The sequence below is a fragment of the Tissierella praeacuta DSM 18095 genome, assembly GCF_900128955.1.
GTDB lineage: Bacteria > Bacillota > Clostridia > Tissierellales > Tissierellaceae > Tissierella > Tissierella praeacuta.
In genome coordinates, this window is record NZ_FQTY01000001.1 from 194,519 (window position 1) to 213,047 (window position 18,529).

General features: G+C 29.6%; 19 protein-coding genes. 18 read left to right on the forward strand and 1 reads right to left on the reverse strand.

Annotation, left to right across the window (positions count from 1 at the left end; translation table 11 throughout):
* Nucleotides 1-3: 3 nt before the first annotated feature.
* The 15 genes from BUB33_RS01065 to sigK all read left to right on the forward strand — a co-directional run bounded on the left by BUB33_RS01065 (nt 4) and on the right by sigK (nt 13,965).
* The gene (locus tag BUB33_RS01065; protein WP_143154877.1) at nt 4-2,286 is read left to right on the forward strand and encodes an alkaline phosphatase family protein; all 2,283 of its coding nucleotides are present in this window, start codon (nt 4-6) and stop codon (nt 2,284-2,286) included.
* Nucleotides 2,287-2,382: 96 nt separating this feature from the next.
* Complete coding sequence (locus BUB33_RS01070) at nt 2,383-3,330, forward strand: aldo/keto reductase (protein WP_072971910.1); 948 nt, start codon at nt 2,383-2,385, stop codon at nt 3,328-3,330.
* Between the two features lie 14 nt (nt 3,331-3,344).
* Nucleotides 3,345-3,761 (forward strand): Holliday junction resolvase RuvX, encoded by a 417-nt coding sequence (gene ruvX, locus BUB33_RS01075; protein ID WP_072971913.1) that lies wholly within the window; start codon nt 3,345-3,347, stop codon nt 3,759-3,761.
* Nucleotides 3,762-3,765: 4 nt separating this feature from the next.
* Nucleotides 3,766-4,017, forward strand: a complete 252-nt coding sequence (locus BUB33_RS01080; protein ID WP_115322221.1) for a DUF1292 domain-containing protein — start codon at nt 3,766-3,768, stop codon at nt 4,015-4,017.
* 57 nt (nt 4,018-4,074) lie between these two features.
* Entirely contained in the window at nt 4,075-4,506 is a 432-nt protein-coding gene (locus BUB33_RS01085) for a Fur family transcriptional regulator (RefSeq protein WP_072971920.1), read from the forward strand.
* 96 nt (nt 4,507-4,602) lie between these two features.
* On the forward strand, nt 4,603-6,264 hold the full coding sequence (locus BUB33_RS01090) for a ribonuclease J (protein WP_072971923.1): 1,662 nt from the start codon (nt 4,603-4,605) through the stop codon (nt 6,262-6,264).
* A gap of 156 nt (nt 6,265-6,420) precedes the next feature.
* A complete protein-coding gene (locus tag BUB33_RS01095) occupies nt 6,421-6,720 on the forward strand; it encodes a LysO family transporter (protein ID WP_072971925.1) in 300 nt (99 codons plus the stop codon).
* Entirely contained in the window at nt 6,710-7,306 is a 597-nt protein-coding gene (locus BUB33_RS01100; RefSeq protein WP_072971928.1) for a LysO family transporter, read from the forward strand. The genes BUB33_RS01095 and BUB33_RS01100 overlap by 11 nt, the downstream gene beginning before the upstream one ends.
* Before the next feature lie 46 nt (nt 7,307-7,352).
* On the forward strand, nt 7,353-7,844 hold the full coding sequence (locus tag BUB33_RS01105) for a QueT transporter family protein (RefSeq protein ID WP_084725026.1): 492 nt from the start codon (nt 7,353-7,355) through the stop codon (nt 7,842-7,844).
* 103 nt (nt 7,845-7,947) lie between these two features.
* Nucleotides 7,948-9,000 (forward strand): endolytic transglycosylase MltG, encoded by a 1,053-nt coding sequence (mltG, locus tag BUB33_RS01110; protein ID WP_072972869.1) that lies wholly within the window; start codon nt 7,948-7,950, stop codon nt 8,998-9,000.
* Nucleotides 9,001-9,005: 5 nt separating this feature from the next.
* A complete protein-coding gene (locus tag BUB33_RS01115) occupies nt 9,006-9,662 on the forward strand; it encodes an O-methyltransferase (protein WP_234949959.1) in 657 nt (218 codons plus the stop codon).
* A 4-nt stretch (nt 9,663-9,666) separates the two neighbouring features.
* A complete protein-coding gene (locus BUB33_RS01120) occupies nt 9,667-10,896 on the forward strand; it encodes a peptidase U32 family protein (RefSeq protein ID WP_072971937.1) in 1,230 nt (409 codons plus the stop codon).
* A gap of 3 nt (nt 10,897-10,899) precedes the next feature.
* Complete coding sequence (gene udk / locus BUB33_RS01125; protein WP_072971939.1) at nt 10,900-11,520, forward strand: uridine kinase; 621 nt, start codon at nt 10,900-10,902, stop codon at nt 11,518-11,520.
* A gap of 46 nt (nt 11,521-11,566) precedes the next feature.
* Entirely contained in the window at nt 11,567-13,204 is a 1,638-nt protein-coding gene (locus BUB33_RS01130; protein WP_072971941.1) for a peptidoglycan D,D-transpeptidase FtsI family protein, read from the forward strand.
* Nucleotides 13,205-13,263: 59 nt separating this feature from the next.
* Nucleotides 13,264-13,965, forward strand: coding sequence for an RNA polymerase sporulation sigma factor SigK (gene sigK / locus BUB33_RS01135; RefSeq protein WP_072971943.1), 702 nt, complete (start codon nt 13,264-13,266; stop codon nt 13,963-13,965).
* A 38-nt stretch (nt 13,966-14,003) separates the two neighbouring features.
* Here sigK and BUB33_RS01140 read toward each other — a convergent pair whose 3' ends face one another.
* Complete coding sequence (locus BUB33_RS01140) at nt 14,004-14,690, reverse strand: YhcN/YlaJ family sporulation lipoprotein (RefSeq protein WP_072971945.1); 687 nt, start codon at nt 14,688-14,690, stop codon at nt 14,004-14,006.
* Nucleotides 14,691-14,870: 180 nt separating this feature from the next.
* Between BUB33_RS01140 and aroE the strand changes: the two genes are divergently transcribed.
* The 3 genes from aroE to BUB33_RS01155 are packed head-to-tail and all read left to right on the forward strand — an operon-like array spanning nt 14,871 to nt 18,520.
* On the forward strand, nt 14,871-15,737 hold the full coding sequence (gene aroE / locus BUB33_RS01145; protein WP_072971947.1) for a shikimate dehydrogenase: 867 nt from the start codon (nt 14,871-14,873) through the stop codon (nt 15,735-15,737).
* Nucleotides 15,738-15,774: 37 nt separating this feature from the next.
* Nucleotides 15,775-17,457, forward strand: a complete 1,683-nt coding sequence (locus BUB33_RS01150; protein WP_072971949.1) for a GspE/PulE family protein — start codon at nt 15,775-15,777, stop codon at nt 17,455-17,457.
* A 10-nt stretch (nt 17,458-17,467) separates the two neighbouring features.
* Nucleotides 17,468-18,520 (forward strand): type IV pilus twitching motility protein PilT, encoded by a 1,053-nt coding sequence (locus BUB33_RS01155; protein ID WP_072971952.1) that lies wholly within the window; start codon nt 17,468-17,470, stop codon nt 18,518-18,520.
* Nucleotides 18,521-18,529 lie beyond the last annotated feature (9 nt).

Here is an 18,529-nt window from a genome sequence, read left to right on the forward strand (position 1 = left end):
TGTTTGAAAGTAAGGAAGTTTATATGGTGGTTAAGTAGGAGGAACTTTGGATTGCAGGAAAGCAGTCATATATTGAAATATAAATTGAGTTTGATTTTGACTATTTGTTTAATTTTAACTATGCCTATTTCAAAATCCATGGCTTATTGTGATAACATTGAAGATAAAAAGGCTGTTATATTAATACTGGATGAAATTAGTTTGGAAGAAATATTAAATAGTGATACTCCAAATATTGACCTCTTGTTGGAAAATGGATTTATAGGGCTAATGAATACACGTGCAAAGTCGAGTTTATCCAATAGTGGAAGTACTTATCTTAGTTTAGGTATGGGTGTAAGAACTTTGGCTTCAATCCGAGGTGGATTAGCTTTTGAAAGGAACGAAATGTATCCCATCTCGGACTATAACTCAGTACCAGATTATGTTGCAGCCAGTGAGCTTTATAAATTATATACAGGTAAAACTCCTCCTAATGGTGAGATAATAAATATTGCTATAGGAGATATAGAAAGAACTGCTTTAAATGTGACTCCTAATAATCAGATTGGACTTTTAGGTAAAGTAGCGAAGGAAAATGGACTTGTAATTGGTGCTATAGGAAATAGCGATTTAAATAAACCTGCTAGGGAGTTTACAATGTTAGCTATGGATGAAAATGGTATAATTCCTTTTGGCTCTATTGGGGCTGACTTATTAACTGTTGATTCTGATGTTCTAGGGGGTATCAAGTTAAATCAACAAAAGCTCTTAGAGGAAGTAGATCGTATTTTACCAGATGTTAATATATTATTTATAGATTATGGAGATACTGTAAGGATACAGAAAACTAATCAACTGACTACGGATTCTGTTATGGAAGAGCAAAAGGTTAATGCTATTGAGAGAGCAGATTTATTCCTTGGTCAAGTTATGAAAAAAGTGGAATTAGAAAAAACTTTATTCATGATTATAACTCCTAATCCTTCAAAGAAAATGGTTAGTCAAGGTAACTTTGCTTTAACTCCTATAATTATTTCTGATAATAACACGGAAAAAGGATTACTAACTTCAAATACAACTCGTAGAGAAGGTTTAGTTACTAATTTTGATTTTGGACCTACTATTCTAGATTTTTTTGGAATTGCTAAAACTACGAGTTTTATTGGAGAACCAATGCAAAGAATAATCAATGAAAATCCTATAGAAGTTTTGTTTAAAAATCAAATACAAAGTTTATATTTGAGGAAGTATAGAAGTACTTTTCATTGGTCTTTTATTATTTTAGTTGGTATAAGTTTAGTTGCATTGTATTTGCCTAGGTTTACAAAATGGAAAGGGCTGCATAATAAAGTTCTCAATTATTTAAGTCTTACAGTAATAGCAATACCATTAACTATGATGACAGTCTCTTTATTTGGATATAAATCTATAATTTTTGATATTTTTTATGTTCTTATGGGAGCGTTTCTTATATCTTATATTTTAAATAAAATTTTTAGTCGAAGTTTAATAAGTATAGCAGTTTTGGGATTGGCAACGAGTATGTTTCTATTGATAGATATTTTTTTTGTGAACAAATTAATGATTATTTCTCCTTTAGGATCAGATGCTATTGCGGGTGGTAGATTTTATGGTATAGGTAATGATTATATGGGGATATTAATAGGTTCTACTTTGTTAGGCATTTTTTCATTATTTCATTTATATAAAATTAAAAATATTAATATGGCCATATCTACAATTTTTTATATGTTCTTTATAATTTTAGGACTTAGTCCTTTCTTTGGTGCTAATATGGGTGGAACACTTTCTGCTATGTTAATTACCTTATTAATCCTATTAACAATCTTCGATAAAAAACTTTCTTTTAAAAATATAATTTTTATATTTATTGGAGTTATTGTAGGAGTTATTATACTAACTGCATTAGATAGTTTGTTTAATCCAAATCCTACCCATGCAGGAAAGGCTTTGGAGTCCTTAAGGTTAGGTGGACTAAGTAAATTTTTTGAGATAATTGGTTCAAAGCTGAAACAAGTAATTTGGAATCTAACTAATGCTTCGTGGAATATTATATTATTTTCAGAAGTTATTTTAGCAGTTCTATTATATAAATATAAAAGTAAACCTTTAATGAAGATCAAGGAAATCTATCCCAGCTTATTTAAAGGATTTACTGTGATTTTATTAGGTGCAATAGTTATATTTTTATTTAATGATACAGGTACAATAGCTTCAGCTTTAATGTTAATATATTTATTTATTCCACTAGGAATTTTAATGGGGGATATAGACGGTATATAAAAGTAGTTGAATTAAAGGTATATAAGTAAAACCATTATTTATAGATAAATAATGTAATATGATATCTTGAATACGTTAATTTAGGAAGTGAAATAATTGGACAGGATTAAGTTAGGAAACACAAGTATTGAGGTATCTAAACTTTGTTTTGGTTCTCTTACTATGACTCCTTTTCAAGCAGGATTAACTGTTAAAGAAGGAGGACGTCTTATAGAGTATGCATATGATAAAGGGATAAACTTCATTGATACGGCAGAAATTTATGAAAATTATAATTATATAAGAGAGGCGTTAAGGGGTATCAAAAGAGAAGATTACCATATAGCTACAAAGACCTATGCGTATACGGAAGAAATGGCAAGAAATAGTTTGGAATTGGCATTGAAAGAATTAGATACTGATTATATAGATATTTTTTTATTACATGAGCAAGAGAGTATTCATACAGTAAGAGGACATTTTGAAGCAATAGAATATTTTTTAAAGGCAAAACAAGAGGGTAAAGTTCGAGCTATTGGGATATCCACACATAGAATTGCAGGTGCATTAGCAGCTAAAGAAGTAAAAGAAATAGAGATAATTCACCCAATAATAAATAAACACGGCATTGGTATACAAGATGGGAATATAGAAGACATGTTAAAAATTATTGAGGAAATATATAGAATGGGAAAAGGTATTTATGCTATGAAACCTTTAGGAGGAGGACATTTAATAAAGGAGGTAGAATCTGCATTTAACTTTGTAAGGGACATTCCTTTTATTCATTCTATTGCCATTGGAATGCAATCAAAGGAGGAAGTAGACGCTAATATTAATTTACTTAACAATGGTTTTATACCTGATGATTTGAAGGATAAATTAAGAACTAAAAAAAGAAAGTTAATAGTTGCGGATTATTGCATAGGCTGTGGTAGTTGTGTTAGAAGGTGTAAACAGAATGGAATAGAATTAGTGAATGGAGTTGCTACTCCAAATGAAAGATGTATTTTATGTGGATATTGTGCTAAGGTTTGTCCTGAGTTTTGTATAAAAGTAATTTAATATAGGAGTGAATAATGGAAAGAATAATGGGGTTAGATGTAGGAGATAAAACCATAGGAGTTGCTGTATCTGATTTGTTGCAGATAACAGCTCAAGGGATAACGACCATAAGGAGAGAAAGCAAGGATAAAGATTATAAGGCTTTGGAAATTCTTATAAATGAATATAATATAAAAAAAGTTGTAGTTGGACTTCCTAAAAATATGAATGGAACTTTAGGACCTCAAGGAGAGAAGACTATTAAATTTGCAGAAAAACTTAAAAATAAATATAAATTAGAAATTATATATGAAGATGAAAGATTAACGACTCAAGCTGCTGAAAAAATGCTTATATCTGGAGATGTTAGAAGAGATAAAAGGAAAACTGTAATAGATAAAGTTGCAGCTACATTTATCTTACAAACATATTTAGATAGAAAGGGGAGATAATATGATGAACGAAAAGATAATTTTACTTGATGAATTAGGGCAGGAACAGGAATTTGTAATTCTAGCTACTTTTGGGTTAGATGATGAAGATTATGCGGCTTTAATGCCATCAAATGATATAGAGGGACCTACCTATATTCTAAGGATGGATAGAGATGATATGGGGGAGTTACTTTTAGTGGGTATTGATGATGATGAAGAATTACAAGAGGCAATAGATGCTTATGAAGAAATGCAAAAAGAAAATCTTCAATAGTTGACAAAGATGGAAAATAGTAGTATGGTTAATCTAGTATTATAATCGGGTGAAAAAATGGATATTAATATAATAAAAGGGAAACTTCAAAAAGAAGGATATAAACTTACAACTCAAAGAAGAGCTATATTAAATACTATAGTAGATAATTATGAAGAGCATCTAAGCTGTGATGAGATATACAATATTGTAAAGAAAAAATACCCAGACTTAGGTATTGCTACTGTATATAGGACTTTACAGTTATTTGAAAAGCTTAATATAGTCTACAAATTAAACTTCGATGATGGATGCAGTAGATATGAGTTAAGTACGGATTCGGAAAATCATCATCATCATCATTTGGTTTGTTTAAATTGTGGAAAGGTTACAGAGGTGAAACTTGATTTATTAGAGGCTCTAGAAGAAGAAATTGAAAGTGAAGGACAATTTACTATAGTTGATCATAATGTTAAATTCTATGGATATTGTAGTGAGTGTAAAAAATAAATCCCCATGGGGATTTATTTTTTGGGCGAATATTTATTTTTAGTAGATTATAAACTTAGAAAATGGAAAAAATAAAATAAGAAGAGGAGTGATTCAGTGCGAAAACCAAATAAAATTAAAATTATTCCCTTGGGAGGATTAGGGGAAGTAGGAAAAAACATCACAGTTTTTGAGTATAAAGAAGATATTATATTGATAGATTGTGGAATGACTTTTCCTGAGGACGAAATGCTAGGAATTGATGTAGTTATTCCAGATGTGACCTACTTATTAAAAAACAGAGATAAAATAAGAGGTATAGTATTAACTCACGGGCATGAAGACCATATCGGTGCTCTTCCATATGTATTAGCAAAATTAAATTTGCCTATTTATGGTACTAAATTAACTTTAGGTTTAGTAGAGAATAAACTAAAAGAGCATAAATTAGAAAGTGTAAAATTAAATATTGTAAAACATGGAGATACAATAAAACTAGGAAATCTTGATATTGAGTTCATTAAGACCGGTCATAGTATACCTGATAGTGCAGCATTAGCTATTCATAGTCCAGTTGGAACAATAGTTCATACAGGAGATTTTAAGATTGACTATACGCCAATAGATGGGGACGTTATAGATTTAAATCGTTTTGCAGAGTTAGGAAATAAAGGGGTGTTAGCTCTTTTAGCTGATAGTACAAATGCAGAAAGACCAGGATATACTATGAGTGAGAGAACTGTAGGTAATACTTTTAGGGATATTTTTGCGAGACATAAGCATAGAATAATAGTTGCAACTTTTGCCTCTAATGTTCATAGAATTCAACAAATAATAAATGCGTCAGAGCAAAATAATAGAAAAGTAGTTTTGTCAGGTAGATCTATGACTAATACTATTAGTGTGGCTCTTGAATTAGGTTATTTGCATATACAAGAAGGGACTTTAATAGATATTAATGATATGAATAAATATTCAAGTAATGAAATAACTATAATTACAACAGGGAGCCAAGGAGAGCCTATGTCTGCATTGTCTAGAATTGCAGCGGGAGAGCATAAAAAAATAGAAATTCAACCTGAAGATTTAGTTATAATATCTGCTACACCTATTCCAGGCAATGAAAAGACTGTTTCAAAGGTAATAAACAACCTAGTAGAGAGTGGAACTAAGGTTATATTTGAAGCTCTAGCGGACGTGCATGTTTCAGGTCATGCTTGTCAAGAAGAATTAAAGTTGATACACACTTTAGTTAAACCAAAATATTTTATACCTGTACATGGTGAATATAGGCATTTAAAGAAACATGCAGAGATAGCAGAATCTTTAGGACTGTCTAGGGAAAATATATTTATTTTAGAAAATGGGAGAGTTATAGAATTTACCAAAGATTCTGCAGAATTAAATGGATTTGTGCCAGCAGGAAATATTTTAGTTGATGGACTGGGAGTTGGAGATGTTGGAAATATTGTTCTTAGAGATAGAAAGCATTTATCAGAAGATGGTTTAATTGTAATAGTAGTGACTATAAGCAAGAAAGAAGGAGTAGTATTAGCTGGACCTGATATTATCTCTAGAGGATTTGTATATGTAAGGGAATCTGAAGATCTTATGGAAGAAGCTAGAAATGTAGTAAAAGCTGTACTTGATGATTGTGAACAAAAGAATATAACAGATTGGGCAACGTTAAAATCTAGCATTAGAGATACCTTAAGAAATCATTTATATGGAAAAATAAAGAGAAATCCAATGATATTACCAATAATAATGGAAGTTTAATATAATCCCTGGTATAGATTTATACCAGGGATTTTGGTATAATAATTAAGGTTAATAAAGTTCTTTTAATACATAAGATTTTCATTTTTATAGCTAAAATATATAATTAAGAACTTAAATTTTCATTATTAGCTATATTAAAAAGGGGGATATTATATGGGGTTAAGATTGACTTTGTATTTGGGAATACTAGCATTAGGAGGAATAATTGGATATAATGATAAAGTTAGTGAAAGATTGCAAGCTAATTTAAACAAAATTCAAAATTTATGTCTTCTTTTTTTACTATTTATAATGGGAATTACAATTGGAATAAATGATGGAGTTATATCTAATTTAATTTCAATAGGATTTAAGGCAGGAATTATATCTGTTTTCACTGTTTTATTCAGTATTATATTTGTAGGATTTATTAAGAAAACTATAGTATTGGAGGGTGAAGATATTGAGTCTTAGAATATTTATTTCTGTTTTATTGGGTATAGGTGTAGGATATTTTTTCTTACCATCTACTATTTCATCAAGTATGGGTATTATTATAGATATTGGACTTATGATATTATTGTTTTTTGTAGGCATGGATATTGGAAAACAAAAAGATGTATTTGGAAAAATAAAAAAGATGGGGCTAAGGATATTATTAGTACCAATAGCAATAATAATTGGTAGTGTAGTAGGAAGTATATTGGCTGGCTTTTTAATTAAAATGCCAATAAATGAGGCTGGTGCAGTAGGTGCAGGTTTAGGATGGTATACACTAAGTTCTACGATGCTTTTAGCTGATGGATATGTAGAACTTAGTGCTTTAGCTTTTTTATCCAATGTGTTTAGGGAAATAATAGCTTTAATAACTATACCTTTAATTGCCAGATATGTAGGGAAATTAGAATCTGTATCTACTGCTGGAGCAACTGCTATGGATACTTCACTTCCAGTAATATCTAGGGCTACTGATCCTCAAACTACAATAATTGCATTTATTACGGGAGTAATTTGTACTGCTGCAGTACCTATAATATTACCGATTATTTTGAAACTATAAAAGTTAAAAATATTAGTTATTTATGTACTATCGAGGGAGGGAAAGTATGAATACAAAATACTTAACGAAAGCTAGTTTGATTGCCGCAATATATATAGTCTTAGTATTAATACAAATGTTACCAGTTCCATTTATTAATTTAACTTTTGGACCAATACAACTTAGAATAGCAGAGGGGTTGGCTCTACTTCCCTTAGTAGAATCAGCAGCAGTTCCTGGTATTTTTGTTGGATGTTTATTATCTAATTTATTATTATCCTATTTTTCTGGCTTTGGATTAGTAGATATATTAGGTGGTTCATTGGTAACTCTTGTTGCAGCATACATGACTTCTAAAATGAAGAATAAGATATTAGGAATGGTTCCACCAGTAGTATTAAATGGATTAATAGTATCTATTTGGGTATCATATTTTACAAAGGTTCCGTATCTTATTACAGTACTTGGAATAGGCGGAGGAGAGTTATTATCACTTATTATATTTGGAAGCATAATTTTATCTGTTTATGATAAGGCTACAAATTTAAAAGAATATTAAAAACAATTGATAGTGAACAGTAAATATTTCAAAAGGAGTATTAAATTTTACTGGATTTTAATTGTCAACTATTTATTGTATTATAAAGGGAGTTGTTAGAGAAATGGAAAAGACTAAAGTTAGGAATAAAAAAAGGAAAAATAAGTCAAAGGGTTTTTCGTTATTAATGATATTGTTAATTGTTTTGTCAGGAATATTTTTTGCTCAAAGATATTATAAAGAAAGTTTGGGAGCTATGAATATTGACAACCCTTCAGATATAAAGGTTATTATTCCTGAATCCAGTTCAACTACTAAAATAGCCGAAATACTATATAAAGAAGGATTAATTAGAAGTCCACTTATATTTAAATATCAGGTAAGATCTAAGGGTGTAGGAAACAAGTTAAAGGCAGGAGAATATATTTTATCTAATGGAATGACTCTTGATAATATAATAGATAGTGTTATTAAAGGTGGAAAGAGTCAAAATACTGTAAGGTTTACTATACCAGAAGGCTATGAGCTTAGACAAATGGCTGAAAAATTATCAAAGGAAGGTATTGTGGATAAGGAGAGATTTCTTAAATTAGTAAGTGATAAAGTAAATTTTGAGAATGAGTATCCTTTTTTAAAAGAATTAAATGAAAAACAAAGTCTTGAAGGTTTTTTATTTCCATCAACCTATGAAATATTTGTAGATGCAACAGAAGAGGAGATTATAAGTAAGATGTTAAAGGAATTTCAAAAAGTATATGAGAAAGATGTGGAACCAAAACTTAAAGAACTTAATTTAACATTAAATGAGGCGGTTACTTTAGCATCTATAGTAGAGAGAGAAGGAAAAGTAGATGAGGAGAGGCCATTAATGTCTGGGGTATTTCACAATAGGATAAAAAAAGGTATGATGCTTCAATCTTGTGCAACTGTACAATATGTATTAGGAGAAAGAAAAGAAAGGTTAACAAATGAAGATACTAGTATAGAATCTCCATATAATACGTATATTCATGAAGGACTTCCTCCAGCACCAATATCTTCTCCTGGAGAGGCCTCATTAATAGCAGCAGTAAATCCTGCTGATACAGATTATTTGTTTTTTGTATTAACGGGTGATGGTACCCATACATTTAGTAAAACTTATCAAGAACATTTAAATGCAAAACCAAAGAAATAAAAGGGATGATAAATTTGAATCAGATAAACGAAGAATATATTGAAGATTATATAAGGGGGTTATTACCTGATAATAATCTTCATTTAAAGATTATGGAAAAATATGCAGAGGAAAATCATGTTCCTATTGTACAGCCTGAAGTAGCACAGTTTTTGAAAGTTTTATTAAAACTAAAGAAACCAAAAAATATTTTAGAAGTAGGTACTGCTATAGGTTATTCAGCTATTTTGATGGCTGAGTATACAGGAGAACATTGTAATATAACTACTATAGAACGCCGTAATGATATGATTAAGTTAGCAGAGGAAAATATTTCTAATACAATATACAAAAGTAGAATTAAAATTTTAGAAGGAGATGCTGAAGAAGTCCTTCTTACTTTAGATGGAAAATATGATTTTATATTTCTAGATGCTGCCAAAGGTCAGTATATTGATTTTTTTAATAAATGTATTAAATATTTAGAACCTGGAGGAGTTATCGTATCGGATAATGTACTTTATAAAGGTATGGTTGCCACAGATGCTTTAGTAATTAGAAGAAAAAAAACTATAGTGAAGAGACTACGACAATTTTTACAATATATTAATGAAATAGAATGTTATACTTCTAGTATTATACCAATAGGTGATGGAGTAGCAATAACATATAGAGAGGAGTAATATCTTGGATAAAATCGAATTATTAGCACCAGCTGGAGATTTGGAGAAGTTAAAGATGGCCATAAGATATGGAGCAGATGCTGTTTATCTAGGAGGAGATAGTTTTGGTCTTAGAAAGGCATCAAAGAACTTTTCCATTGAAGAAATAGAAGAGGGAATAAAATTTGCCCATGAGAGAGGAAAAAAAGTATATATTACTTTAAATATAGTGCCTCATGATGAGGATATGGAAGGATTAGAAGAATATATAACTAAGCTTTATGAAGCAAATACTGATGCAGTTATAGTATCTGATCCAGGAATGTTTTCAGTAATTAAAAGAACTGTACCAAATCTTCCAATACATTTAAGCACTCAAGCATCCGTGACAAATTATGAAACTATGATGTTTTGGTATAATCTAGGTGTTAGGCGAATAGTATTGGCTCGTGAGTTATCATTTAAAGAAATAGAAAATATGTATAAAAAACTACCTAAGGATTTAGAAATAGAAACCTTTGTTCATGGAGCAATGTGTATGTCCTATTCTGGCAGATGTCTAATAAGTAACTATATGACTGGCAGAGATGCCAATAGAGGAGATTGTGCTCATCCATGTAGGTATAAATATAATCTTGTGGAAGAAAAAAGACCAGGTGAATATTTTCCAGTATTTGAAGATGAAGAAGGAACATTTATAATGAATTCTAAAGATCTTTGTATGATAGAGTATATTCCTGAACTAATAAATGCTGGAATAAAGAGTTTTAAAATAGAAGGAAGAGTTAAGAGTTCCTATTATGTAGCTACAGTTATTAGAGCTTATAGAATGGCAATTGATGAATATTATAATGATCCAGATAATTATAGATTTAATGAAAAATGGCTTAAAGAAATTAAAAAGGCAAGTCATAGAGATTTTACAACTGGGTTTTACTTTGGTAAACCAACTAATGAAGCCCAAGTATATACTACATCTTCTTATGTTAGGGGATATGATTTCGTTGGTCTTATATTGGATTATGATGAAGAAACTAAGATTGCAACAGTGGAGCAGAGAAATAGAATCTTTACAGGTGAAAAAATTGAAATATTTGGATCTAATAAAGATTTTATTACTCAAATAATTCAGAAGATGTGGGATGAGGAAGGGAATGAGATAGATGTTGCACCACATCCTCAGCAAATAATTAAGATGCTTATGGAGAAACCAGTAAGTAGTATGGATATGATTAGAAAAGAGAGGGAGGAATAATAAATGAAAAGACCACTACTTATTGGAATAACAGGTGGGACAGGCTCAGGAAAATCCACAGTTTCTAAAGAAATTTTTAAATCAATCCATGAGAAGAAAATTACAGTGATTGAACAGGATTCTTATTATAAAGATCAAAGTAATTTAACTTTTGAGGAAAGAGTAAAGACTAATTATGATCATCCTTTAGCTTTTGATAATGAATTGCTTGTAAAACATCTAAGGGACTTAATGGATAATAAGGCTATCGAAAAGCCTATATATGATTTTGAAAATCATACTAGAAAAAAAGAAACTATAAGTGTAGAGCCTAAAGATATAATAATATTAGAAGGTATTTTAATATTATTTGAAGAGGAAATAAGAAATTTATTAGATATTAAAGTGTTTGTAGATACTGACTCAGATGTTAGAGTTATTAGGAGAATTCTTAGAGATATTAAGGATAGAGGACGAACTCTTGATTCTGTAATACTACAATATATGGAAACTGTAAGACCAGCTCATTTACAATTTATTGAACCTACTAAAAGGTATGCAGATATAATAATACCAGAAGGTGGTTATAATAAAGTAGCTATAGATATAATAGTTGCAAAGATAAATTCTATATTGAATAATTGAGTTTAATCTCCTTAAAAGTGGAAACACTATTTAGGGAGGTTTTTTTATGTCTAGATATAGAAGAAATACTATTAATTCAAGAATGAAGTTTTATTATTTTTTTTGTATTTTGTTTTTTTCAGGTTTATTAGGGAGATTATATTATATTCAAATTTATGATAATAAGGATCTTAAATTACAATGCTTAAAGCAAAGAAGTGCAGAGATTGAATTAAAATCAAAAAGAGGGACAATATTTGATAGAAATTTAAATTCCTTAACTAATAGAGAAATAAAAAAGATTTTAATAGCTCCAAGAGAAACTATAATTAATAATGAAGAAATATTAAATAAAATAAAAGAGTGCAGCAGTTTATCTACTAAGGAAATAAATAATATATTGCATAGAAATAATAAATTAGTTCAAATTCCTTTAAAGAAAGAAATTCCACTTAAAGATATTAATAATATTTTTATTGTAGATATATTAAAAAGATATTCTAATAATAATATACTTTCTCATGTTATTGGATATATTAATAAGGCGGAAAATAGAGGAGAAGCTGGAATAGAAAAAGTATATGATGAGTTTTTAAATAAATCAGATAAATCATCCTTGTTCATAGAGTATGATAAAGATAGATCCTTAGTATTAGGGAGCTCTTATTATGCAGATAATTCTGTAACCTCAGAAGAACCAGCAGGAGTGAAGTTGACTATTGATTATAATATTCAAAGTGCAGTGGAAGAAATTTTAGATGAAAATCAAACTAAGGGCTCTGTAATAGTAGCAGATGTAGATACAGCAGAAATATTAGCTTTGGCTAGTAGACCTAATTTTAATCAAGAGCATATGGAGAATTATTTTAATAGGGAAGATATGGCTTTATACAATAAGGCTATTCAAGTTTCTTATCCTCCAGGGTCTATTTTTAAAATAGTAGTGCTGTTGACTGCATTGGAAGAAAATCTAGACATCATATATGATGATTTTTATTGTAAAGGTTATGAAAAAATAAATAATGTAAATATAAATTGTAATAGTGTGCATGGGAATATATCATTAAAAAATGGATTTGCTAAGTCTTGTAATTCTGTATTCATACAAATTGGAAAAGAAGTAGGAGCAAAAAAGATTATCGAAATGGCTAAAAAACTAGGATTTGGTGAAAAAATAAACATTGGACTTCTTGAAGAAGTGGGGGGGAATTTACCAGAAGGTGCGGAACTTTTAGGACCAGCTATAGGTAATATTTCAATAGGTCAAGGAAAAATAGAAGCTACTCCATTACAGATTACTAATATGATTTTAACTATTGTAAATGATGGAATTCAAAAAGATATGAGTATAGTTCAAGGAATAACGACAAAGGATGGTAAAGTTATAAAGGAATATAAAAAAATAGATAATAAGAGAATAATATCTGAAAGTTCATCTAAAATAGTTAAAGAATTATTGGAAGAAGTAGTACGCTCTGGAACAGCAAGAAAATCAGTAAGATTAGATGATATAGGAGCTGCAGCAGGAAAGACAGGTTCAGCAGAGGGTTTACTAAAAGGTAAACCTACAATATATGGTTGGTTTGCAGGATATTATCCTAGGGATAATCCTAAATATGTAATTACTGTATTAGTTGAGGAAGCTAATTCAGGTTCTACATCTGCGGCACCTGTGTTTGAAAGAATTTGTAGGAAACTTAAATAGGACTTGCAAGGATTAATGCATCACCACATATATTATATATGTATGGGGAGGTGTATTAGATGAAAAATATAATTTTACTAATATTTAGTGTAATATTAAAACCATTTATAATACTTTGTGGATATATGATAAACTCAAATTCATTTCCAAAACCTCTTTCTAGAGAAGAAGAAGAAAGATATTTAAAGCTTTATTCCCAAGGAGATGAAAATGCTAGGAATGTATTAATAGAAAGAAATTTAAGATTAGTAGCACATATAGTGAAAAAGTATAGTAATACAGGAAAAGATACAGAAGATTTGATTTCTATTGGTACAATAGGTTTGATTAAAGCAATTGCTACATTTAATCCAAGTAAAGGAACAAGGTTAGCTACATATGCTGCGAGATGCATAGAAAATGAAATCCTTATGACTATAAGATCAACAAAGAAAACAAAAATAGAATTATCTTTACACGAACCTATTGGGACAGACAAGGAAGGCAATGAAATAAACCTATTAGATATTTTAGGTTCAGATGTAGATGAGATAATTGATGAAGTAGATTTAAAATTACAAATAAAAAAATTATATACAGCGATAAACCAAGTATTAAAAGACCGAGAAAAAGCAATTATTGAATTAAGATATGGTTTAATAGACGGTAGTTGTAAAACTCAAAGAGAAATTGCATCTATGCTTGGTATATCTAGATCTTATGTATCAAGAATTGAAACAAGAGCTCTTGGTAAACTAAATAAAGCTTTATCAGGTAAATAAATTAATCCAGGTAACCCTGGATTAATTTATTGTAAAATCTATCTAATAGGGGATGTTATTCTTCTAAGGATATCTTCTATATCTCTAGTAAAATTAGATATAGGATGACCATTTCCTATACTAGTACTCATAGTTCTTATTCTACTATAAAGACTAGGGTCCGAGGTTACAGATACCTTCTTTATATTTCTATCTGCAGTTTTTACAGCAGCTTCTACCTTTTGCTTAAGATTAGAGCTTATTGCATTATTTGTATTTCCACGTACATCACATCCAACAATAGCTGTATTTCCATGTACTATTACGGAAGCACCAGTTACTTCAGGTAATGCAGTAACACGTCTTGCTATAGCATCTGCTCTTGTTGATAGTTGACTAATATCGTTAGTTATCATACCACTATCTAAATTAGTTCTGTTTCTCATTATATTATCATTTGTTAAAGTGTTATCTCTAACTACATTATTATTGAGATAATTATTATCTCTTAAAACACCGTCATTTAGATAGCTGTTATTTCTAACCATGCCATTATTAAGATTTGTATTTAGTCTGTCTCTGGCATTAAAAGGTGCATTAGTCATCCAACGATTATTAACATTATTGTCATATAACCTAGTTTGGGTAGACATATTTCTCATATTTGTACCTTTTGGAGTACAACCTGCCATTGCAATTATTAAAGCTATAGATAATCCTAAAGTCATAATTTTATTTTTTTTCAAATTATCCACCTCCTACAAATAGTTTTACACAGAATAGTTTTTTTATTTAAGCTAGTTTTTATGTAATTTGTATAATCTAACCATATTTATTTTTTATTTTAAAATTTTAATTACAGATAATCATAATATTAGGTTCTTAGGTTTTATGATATAATAAAGTTTAACCAAAGGAGGATAATAATGGAAATAAAATGGGATACAAAACTTTATTGTTTAATAGGACAACCAATAAATAAATCTTTATCACCAATAATACATAATAATATTTTTAAACTTTTAAATCAAAACAGTATATATTTGGCATTTAATATAGAAGAAAATGAGATAAAATCTACTATAGATGGATTTAAGGCTATGGGGGTAGAAGGATTTAATGTTACTATCCCATATAAAAAAATTATAATTAAATATTTAGATGATATCAGTAAAGAGGCTAGCGTTATAGGTGCAGTAAATACTGTAAAAAATTACAATGGAAAATTTATTGGATATAATACAGATGCAGATGGCTTTTTACAAACTTTTTATGATAACAATATAGATATAAAGAATAAAAACATTCTCATTATTGGTGCAGGAGGAGCTGCTTATGCAATAGCTTCTTCTATGGCAATAAAAGGTGTAAAGAGTATAAATATAGCTAATAGAACATTAGAAAACAGTATCCAGTTAGGAAAAAGTGTAAGTAAATTAAATAATGAAATATTAATAAATATAGTTAATTTAGATCTTAATAACTTAAATAAAAAAAAGATAGATATTATTATTAATACCACATCTTTAGGGATGTATCCTTTAGAAAATATGGTACCATTAGAATTAAATGGATTTTCTTCAAGTACTATTGTTTATGATATAATATATAAACCATGTGAAACTAGATTGATAAGAGAAGCTAAATTTAAAGGATTTAGAACGTTAAATGGATTATCTATGCTTTTAAATCAGGCAATTTTGAGTCAAAATATTTGGGGTAATTTAGATGGAAAAATAAATATAGAAATATTTAAAAAAATAGAAGGAATTTTACCTAGTTATATAGAATAAGTATTTGAGAAAGAATAATAAATTTAAAGGTGAGCAAATGGAGAAAAAAAGATTGAAACTGGGTGAACTATTACTATATGCTGGAAAAATTAATGAAGAACAATTAAAAGATGCTCTTAATATACAAAAAAAATCCGGTAAAAAACTGGGAGAAGTGTTTGTATGTGAAAACTTTGTGAAAGAAGAAGATATAATAGAGGTGTTAGAATTTCAGCTTGGAATACCTTATGTAGATTTAGATAAATACGAAATAAATCTAAATGTAGCAACAATTATTCCAGAAAGTATAGCAAGAAGATATGAACTTATAGCCATAGATAAAAGGGAAAAACTATTATTGGTAGCCATGGTTGATCCCCTAAATATTTTTGCTTTGGATGATATAAAGCTTTTTGTGAAATGTGAAATCCAACCAGTTATATCTGTAAGAGATAAAATCATTAGAAATATCGATAAATTTTATAGTAAGGAAACCACTAAAAAGGTATTGGAAGAATTTGAGGATAGTTTTTTACCTACAAATAATGAAGAAATGGAAGAAGATGAATTATTACAAGTAACTACTGCTCCTGTAGTCAAGTTATTAAACTCTATAATTGAACAAGCAGTTAGAGAAAGGGCTTCAGATATACATATAGAGCCTTATTCAGAAGATATAAGGGTAAGATTTCGTATAGATGGAGATTTAAGGCAAATTATGATATTATCAAAAAACACTCTTTCTCCTATAACTACTAGGATTAAGATTATTGGAAAAATGAATATAGCAGAAAAGAGAGTGCCCCAGGATGGTAGGGTTGAGATAAAGGTCGATGATAAGGAAATAGATATGAGAATATCCACTTTACCCACAGTATATGGAGAAAAGACCGTAATAAGATTATTAGATAGATCAAGCTTTATATTTACTAAAGAAGCATTAGGGTTTAATAAGAAGGGTTTAGAAACATTTGATAAAATATTAAGTCAACCTTATGGGATGCTTTTAGTTACAGGACCTACTGGTAGTGGAAAGACAACTACTCTATATACCATACTTCAAGAGTTAAATCAAATAGAAAAAAATATAATTACAATAGAAGATCCAGTGGAATATAAATTAAACGGAATTAATCAAGTTCAAGTAAATACAAAAGCGGGTCTTACATTTGCCTCTGGACTTAGATCTGTACTTAGACAAGACCCTGATATAGTCATGGTTGGAGAAATAAGAGATGGTGAAACTGCTGAAATAGCAGTTAGAGCAGCTATTACAGGACATCTTGTATTATCTACCTTACACACTAATGATAGTCCCTCTACTGTAGCTAGACTTATAGATATGGGAATTGAGCCTTATTTAGTATCATCGGCTATTATAGGAGTAGTGTCACAAAGATTGATAAAACTTCTTTGTCCAAAGTGTAAAATAAAGTATGAAGCAGGGTATTTAGAGAAGAAAATTTTAGGTATAGATGAAAAGGAAAAGTTAATCTTATATAAGGCTGGAGGATGTAGTTCTTGTAATAATGGGTATAGAGGAAGAAGAGCGGTACATGAACTTATGCCAATTAATGAAAACATTAGACAACTCATAGATCAAGGAACTAATATAGATGAGTTAAGGAAGCAAGCTATAAAAGATGGCATGACTACTTTACTACAATCAGCAGCGACTTTAGCAATTATTGGAGATACTTCCTATGAAGAAGTATTAAGGGTAGGATTTACATTAGGATAGGGGGAGTTAAATGAACATAATAGAATTAGTAAATTTGGATACATCAAGAAAGGCATCAGATATTCATATAACAGTTGGAATTCCTCCTGTTTTAAGAATCAATGGTCAGCTAGTTATTCTTGAGGAGGAAAGATTAAAACCTGAGGATACAAAGGTATTAGTGTATGAAACATTAAATGAAAATTTGATAAAAGAACTTGAGGAAAAGGGAGAAGTGGATACTTCTTTCTCTAGTCCAGGTATAGGCAGATATAGAGTAAATGCATATAAACAAAGAGGATCTTATGGTATGGCTTTAAGAATAATTCCTCTAGAAGTACCAACAATAGATGATTTAGGACTTCCTAAAGTAGTTAAGGATTTGTCTAGACTTCCTCGAGGGCTTATTTTGGTTACAGGGCCCACTGGAAGTGGAAAATCAACTACTTTAGCTTCTATGATAAATCAAATAAATAATGAGAGAAGATGTCATATACTTACTCTTGAAGACCCTATAGAATATCTGCATAAACATAATCAGAGTATAGTAAATCAAAGAGAAATAGGCTCAGACTCTATGTCCTTTGCAAACAGTTTAAGAGCAGCCCTAAGACAAGATCCAGATGTTATATTAGTTGGAGAGATGAGAGATTTAGAGACAATATCAATAGCTCTTACTGCGGCAGAAACAGGACATTTAGTCCTTTCTACACTTCATACAATAGGTGCTGCAAAAACTATAGATAGAGTTATAGATGTATTTCCTCCACATCAGCAACAACAAGTAAGAATACAGTTTTCATCTGTAATTCAAGCTATTATTTCACAACAATTATTACCAAAGGCAGATGACTCTGGAAGGATTGCAGCATTTGAAATCATGGTAGCAACAACGGCAATAAGAAACCTAATTAGAGAGGAAAAAATTCATCAAATAGATACGGCTATACAAACAGGGGCTAAATTTAATATGCAGACTATGGATAATTCATTATTGGATCTTTATAAAAAGGGATTGATAACTAAAGAAATTACTTTAATGCAATCAATTAATCAAGACAACATAAAAAAATATATTATATAGGTGAAATTT

Bases quoted from the DNA above. Each gene is read 5' to 3' on its own strand.
- ruvX (WP_072971913.1), top strand. From the start codon at position 3,345: ATGGAAAGAATAATGGGGTTAGATGTAGGAGATAAAACCATAGGAGTT.
- BUB33_RS01080 (WP_115322221.1), top strand. From the start codon at position 3,766: ATGAACGAAAAGATAATTTTACTTGATGAATTAGGGCAGGAACAGGAA.
- BUB33_RS01085 (WP_072971920.1), top strand. From the start codon at position 4,075: ATGGATATTAATATAATAAAAGGGAAACTTCAAAAAGAAGGATATAAA.
- BUB33_RS01095 (WP_072971925.1), top strand. From the start codon at position 6,421: ATGGGGTTAAGATTGACTTTGTATTTGGGAATACTAGCATTAGGAGGA.
- BUB33_RS01105 (WP_084725026.1), top strand. From the start codon at position 7,353: ATGAATACAAAATACTTAACGAAAGCTAGTTTGATTGCCGCAATATAT.
- mltG (WP_072972869.1), top strand. From the start codon at position 7,948: ATGGAAAAGACTAAAGTTAGGAATAAAAAAAGGAAAAATAAGTCAAAG.
- BUB33_RS01115 (WP_234949959.1), top strand. From the start codon at position 9,006: ATGATAAATTTGAATCAGATAAACGAAGAATATATTGAAGATTATATA.
- udk (WP_072971939.1), top strand. From the start codon at position 10,900: ATGAAAAGACCACTACTTATTGGAATAACAGGTGGGACAGGCTCAGGA.
- BUB33_RS01130 (WP_072971941.1), top strand. From the start codon at position 11,567: ATGTCTAGATATAGAAGAAATACTATTAATTCAAGAATGAAGTTTTAT.
- sigK (WP_072971943.1), top strand. From the start codon at position 13,264: ATGAAAAATATAATTTTACTAATATTTAGTGTAATATTAAAACCATTT.
- aroE (WP_072971947.1), top strand. From the start codon at position 14,871: ATGGAAATAAAATGGGATACAAAACTTTATTGTTTAATAGGACAACCA.
- BUB33_RS01150 (WP_072971949.1), top strand. From the start codon at position 15,775: ATGGAGAAAAAAAGATTGAAACTGGGTGAACTATTACTATATGCTGGA.
- BUB33_RS01155 (WP_072971952.1), top strand. From the start codon at position 17,468: ATGAACATAATAGAATTAGTAAATTTGGATACATCAAGAAAGGCATCA.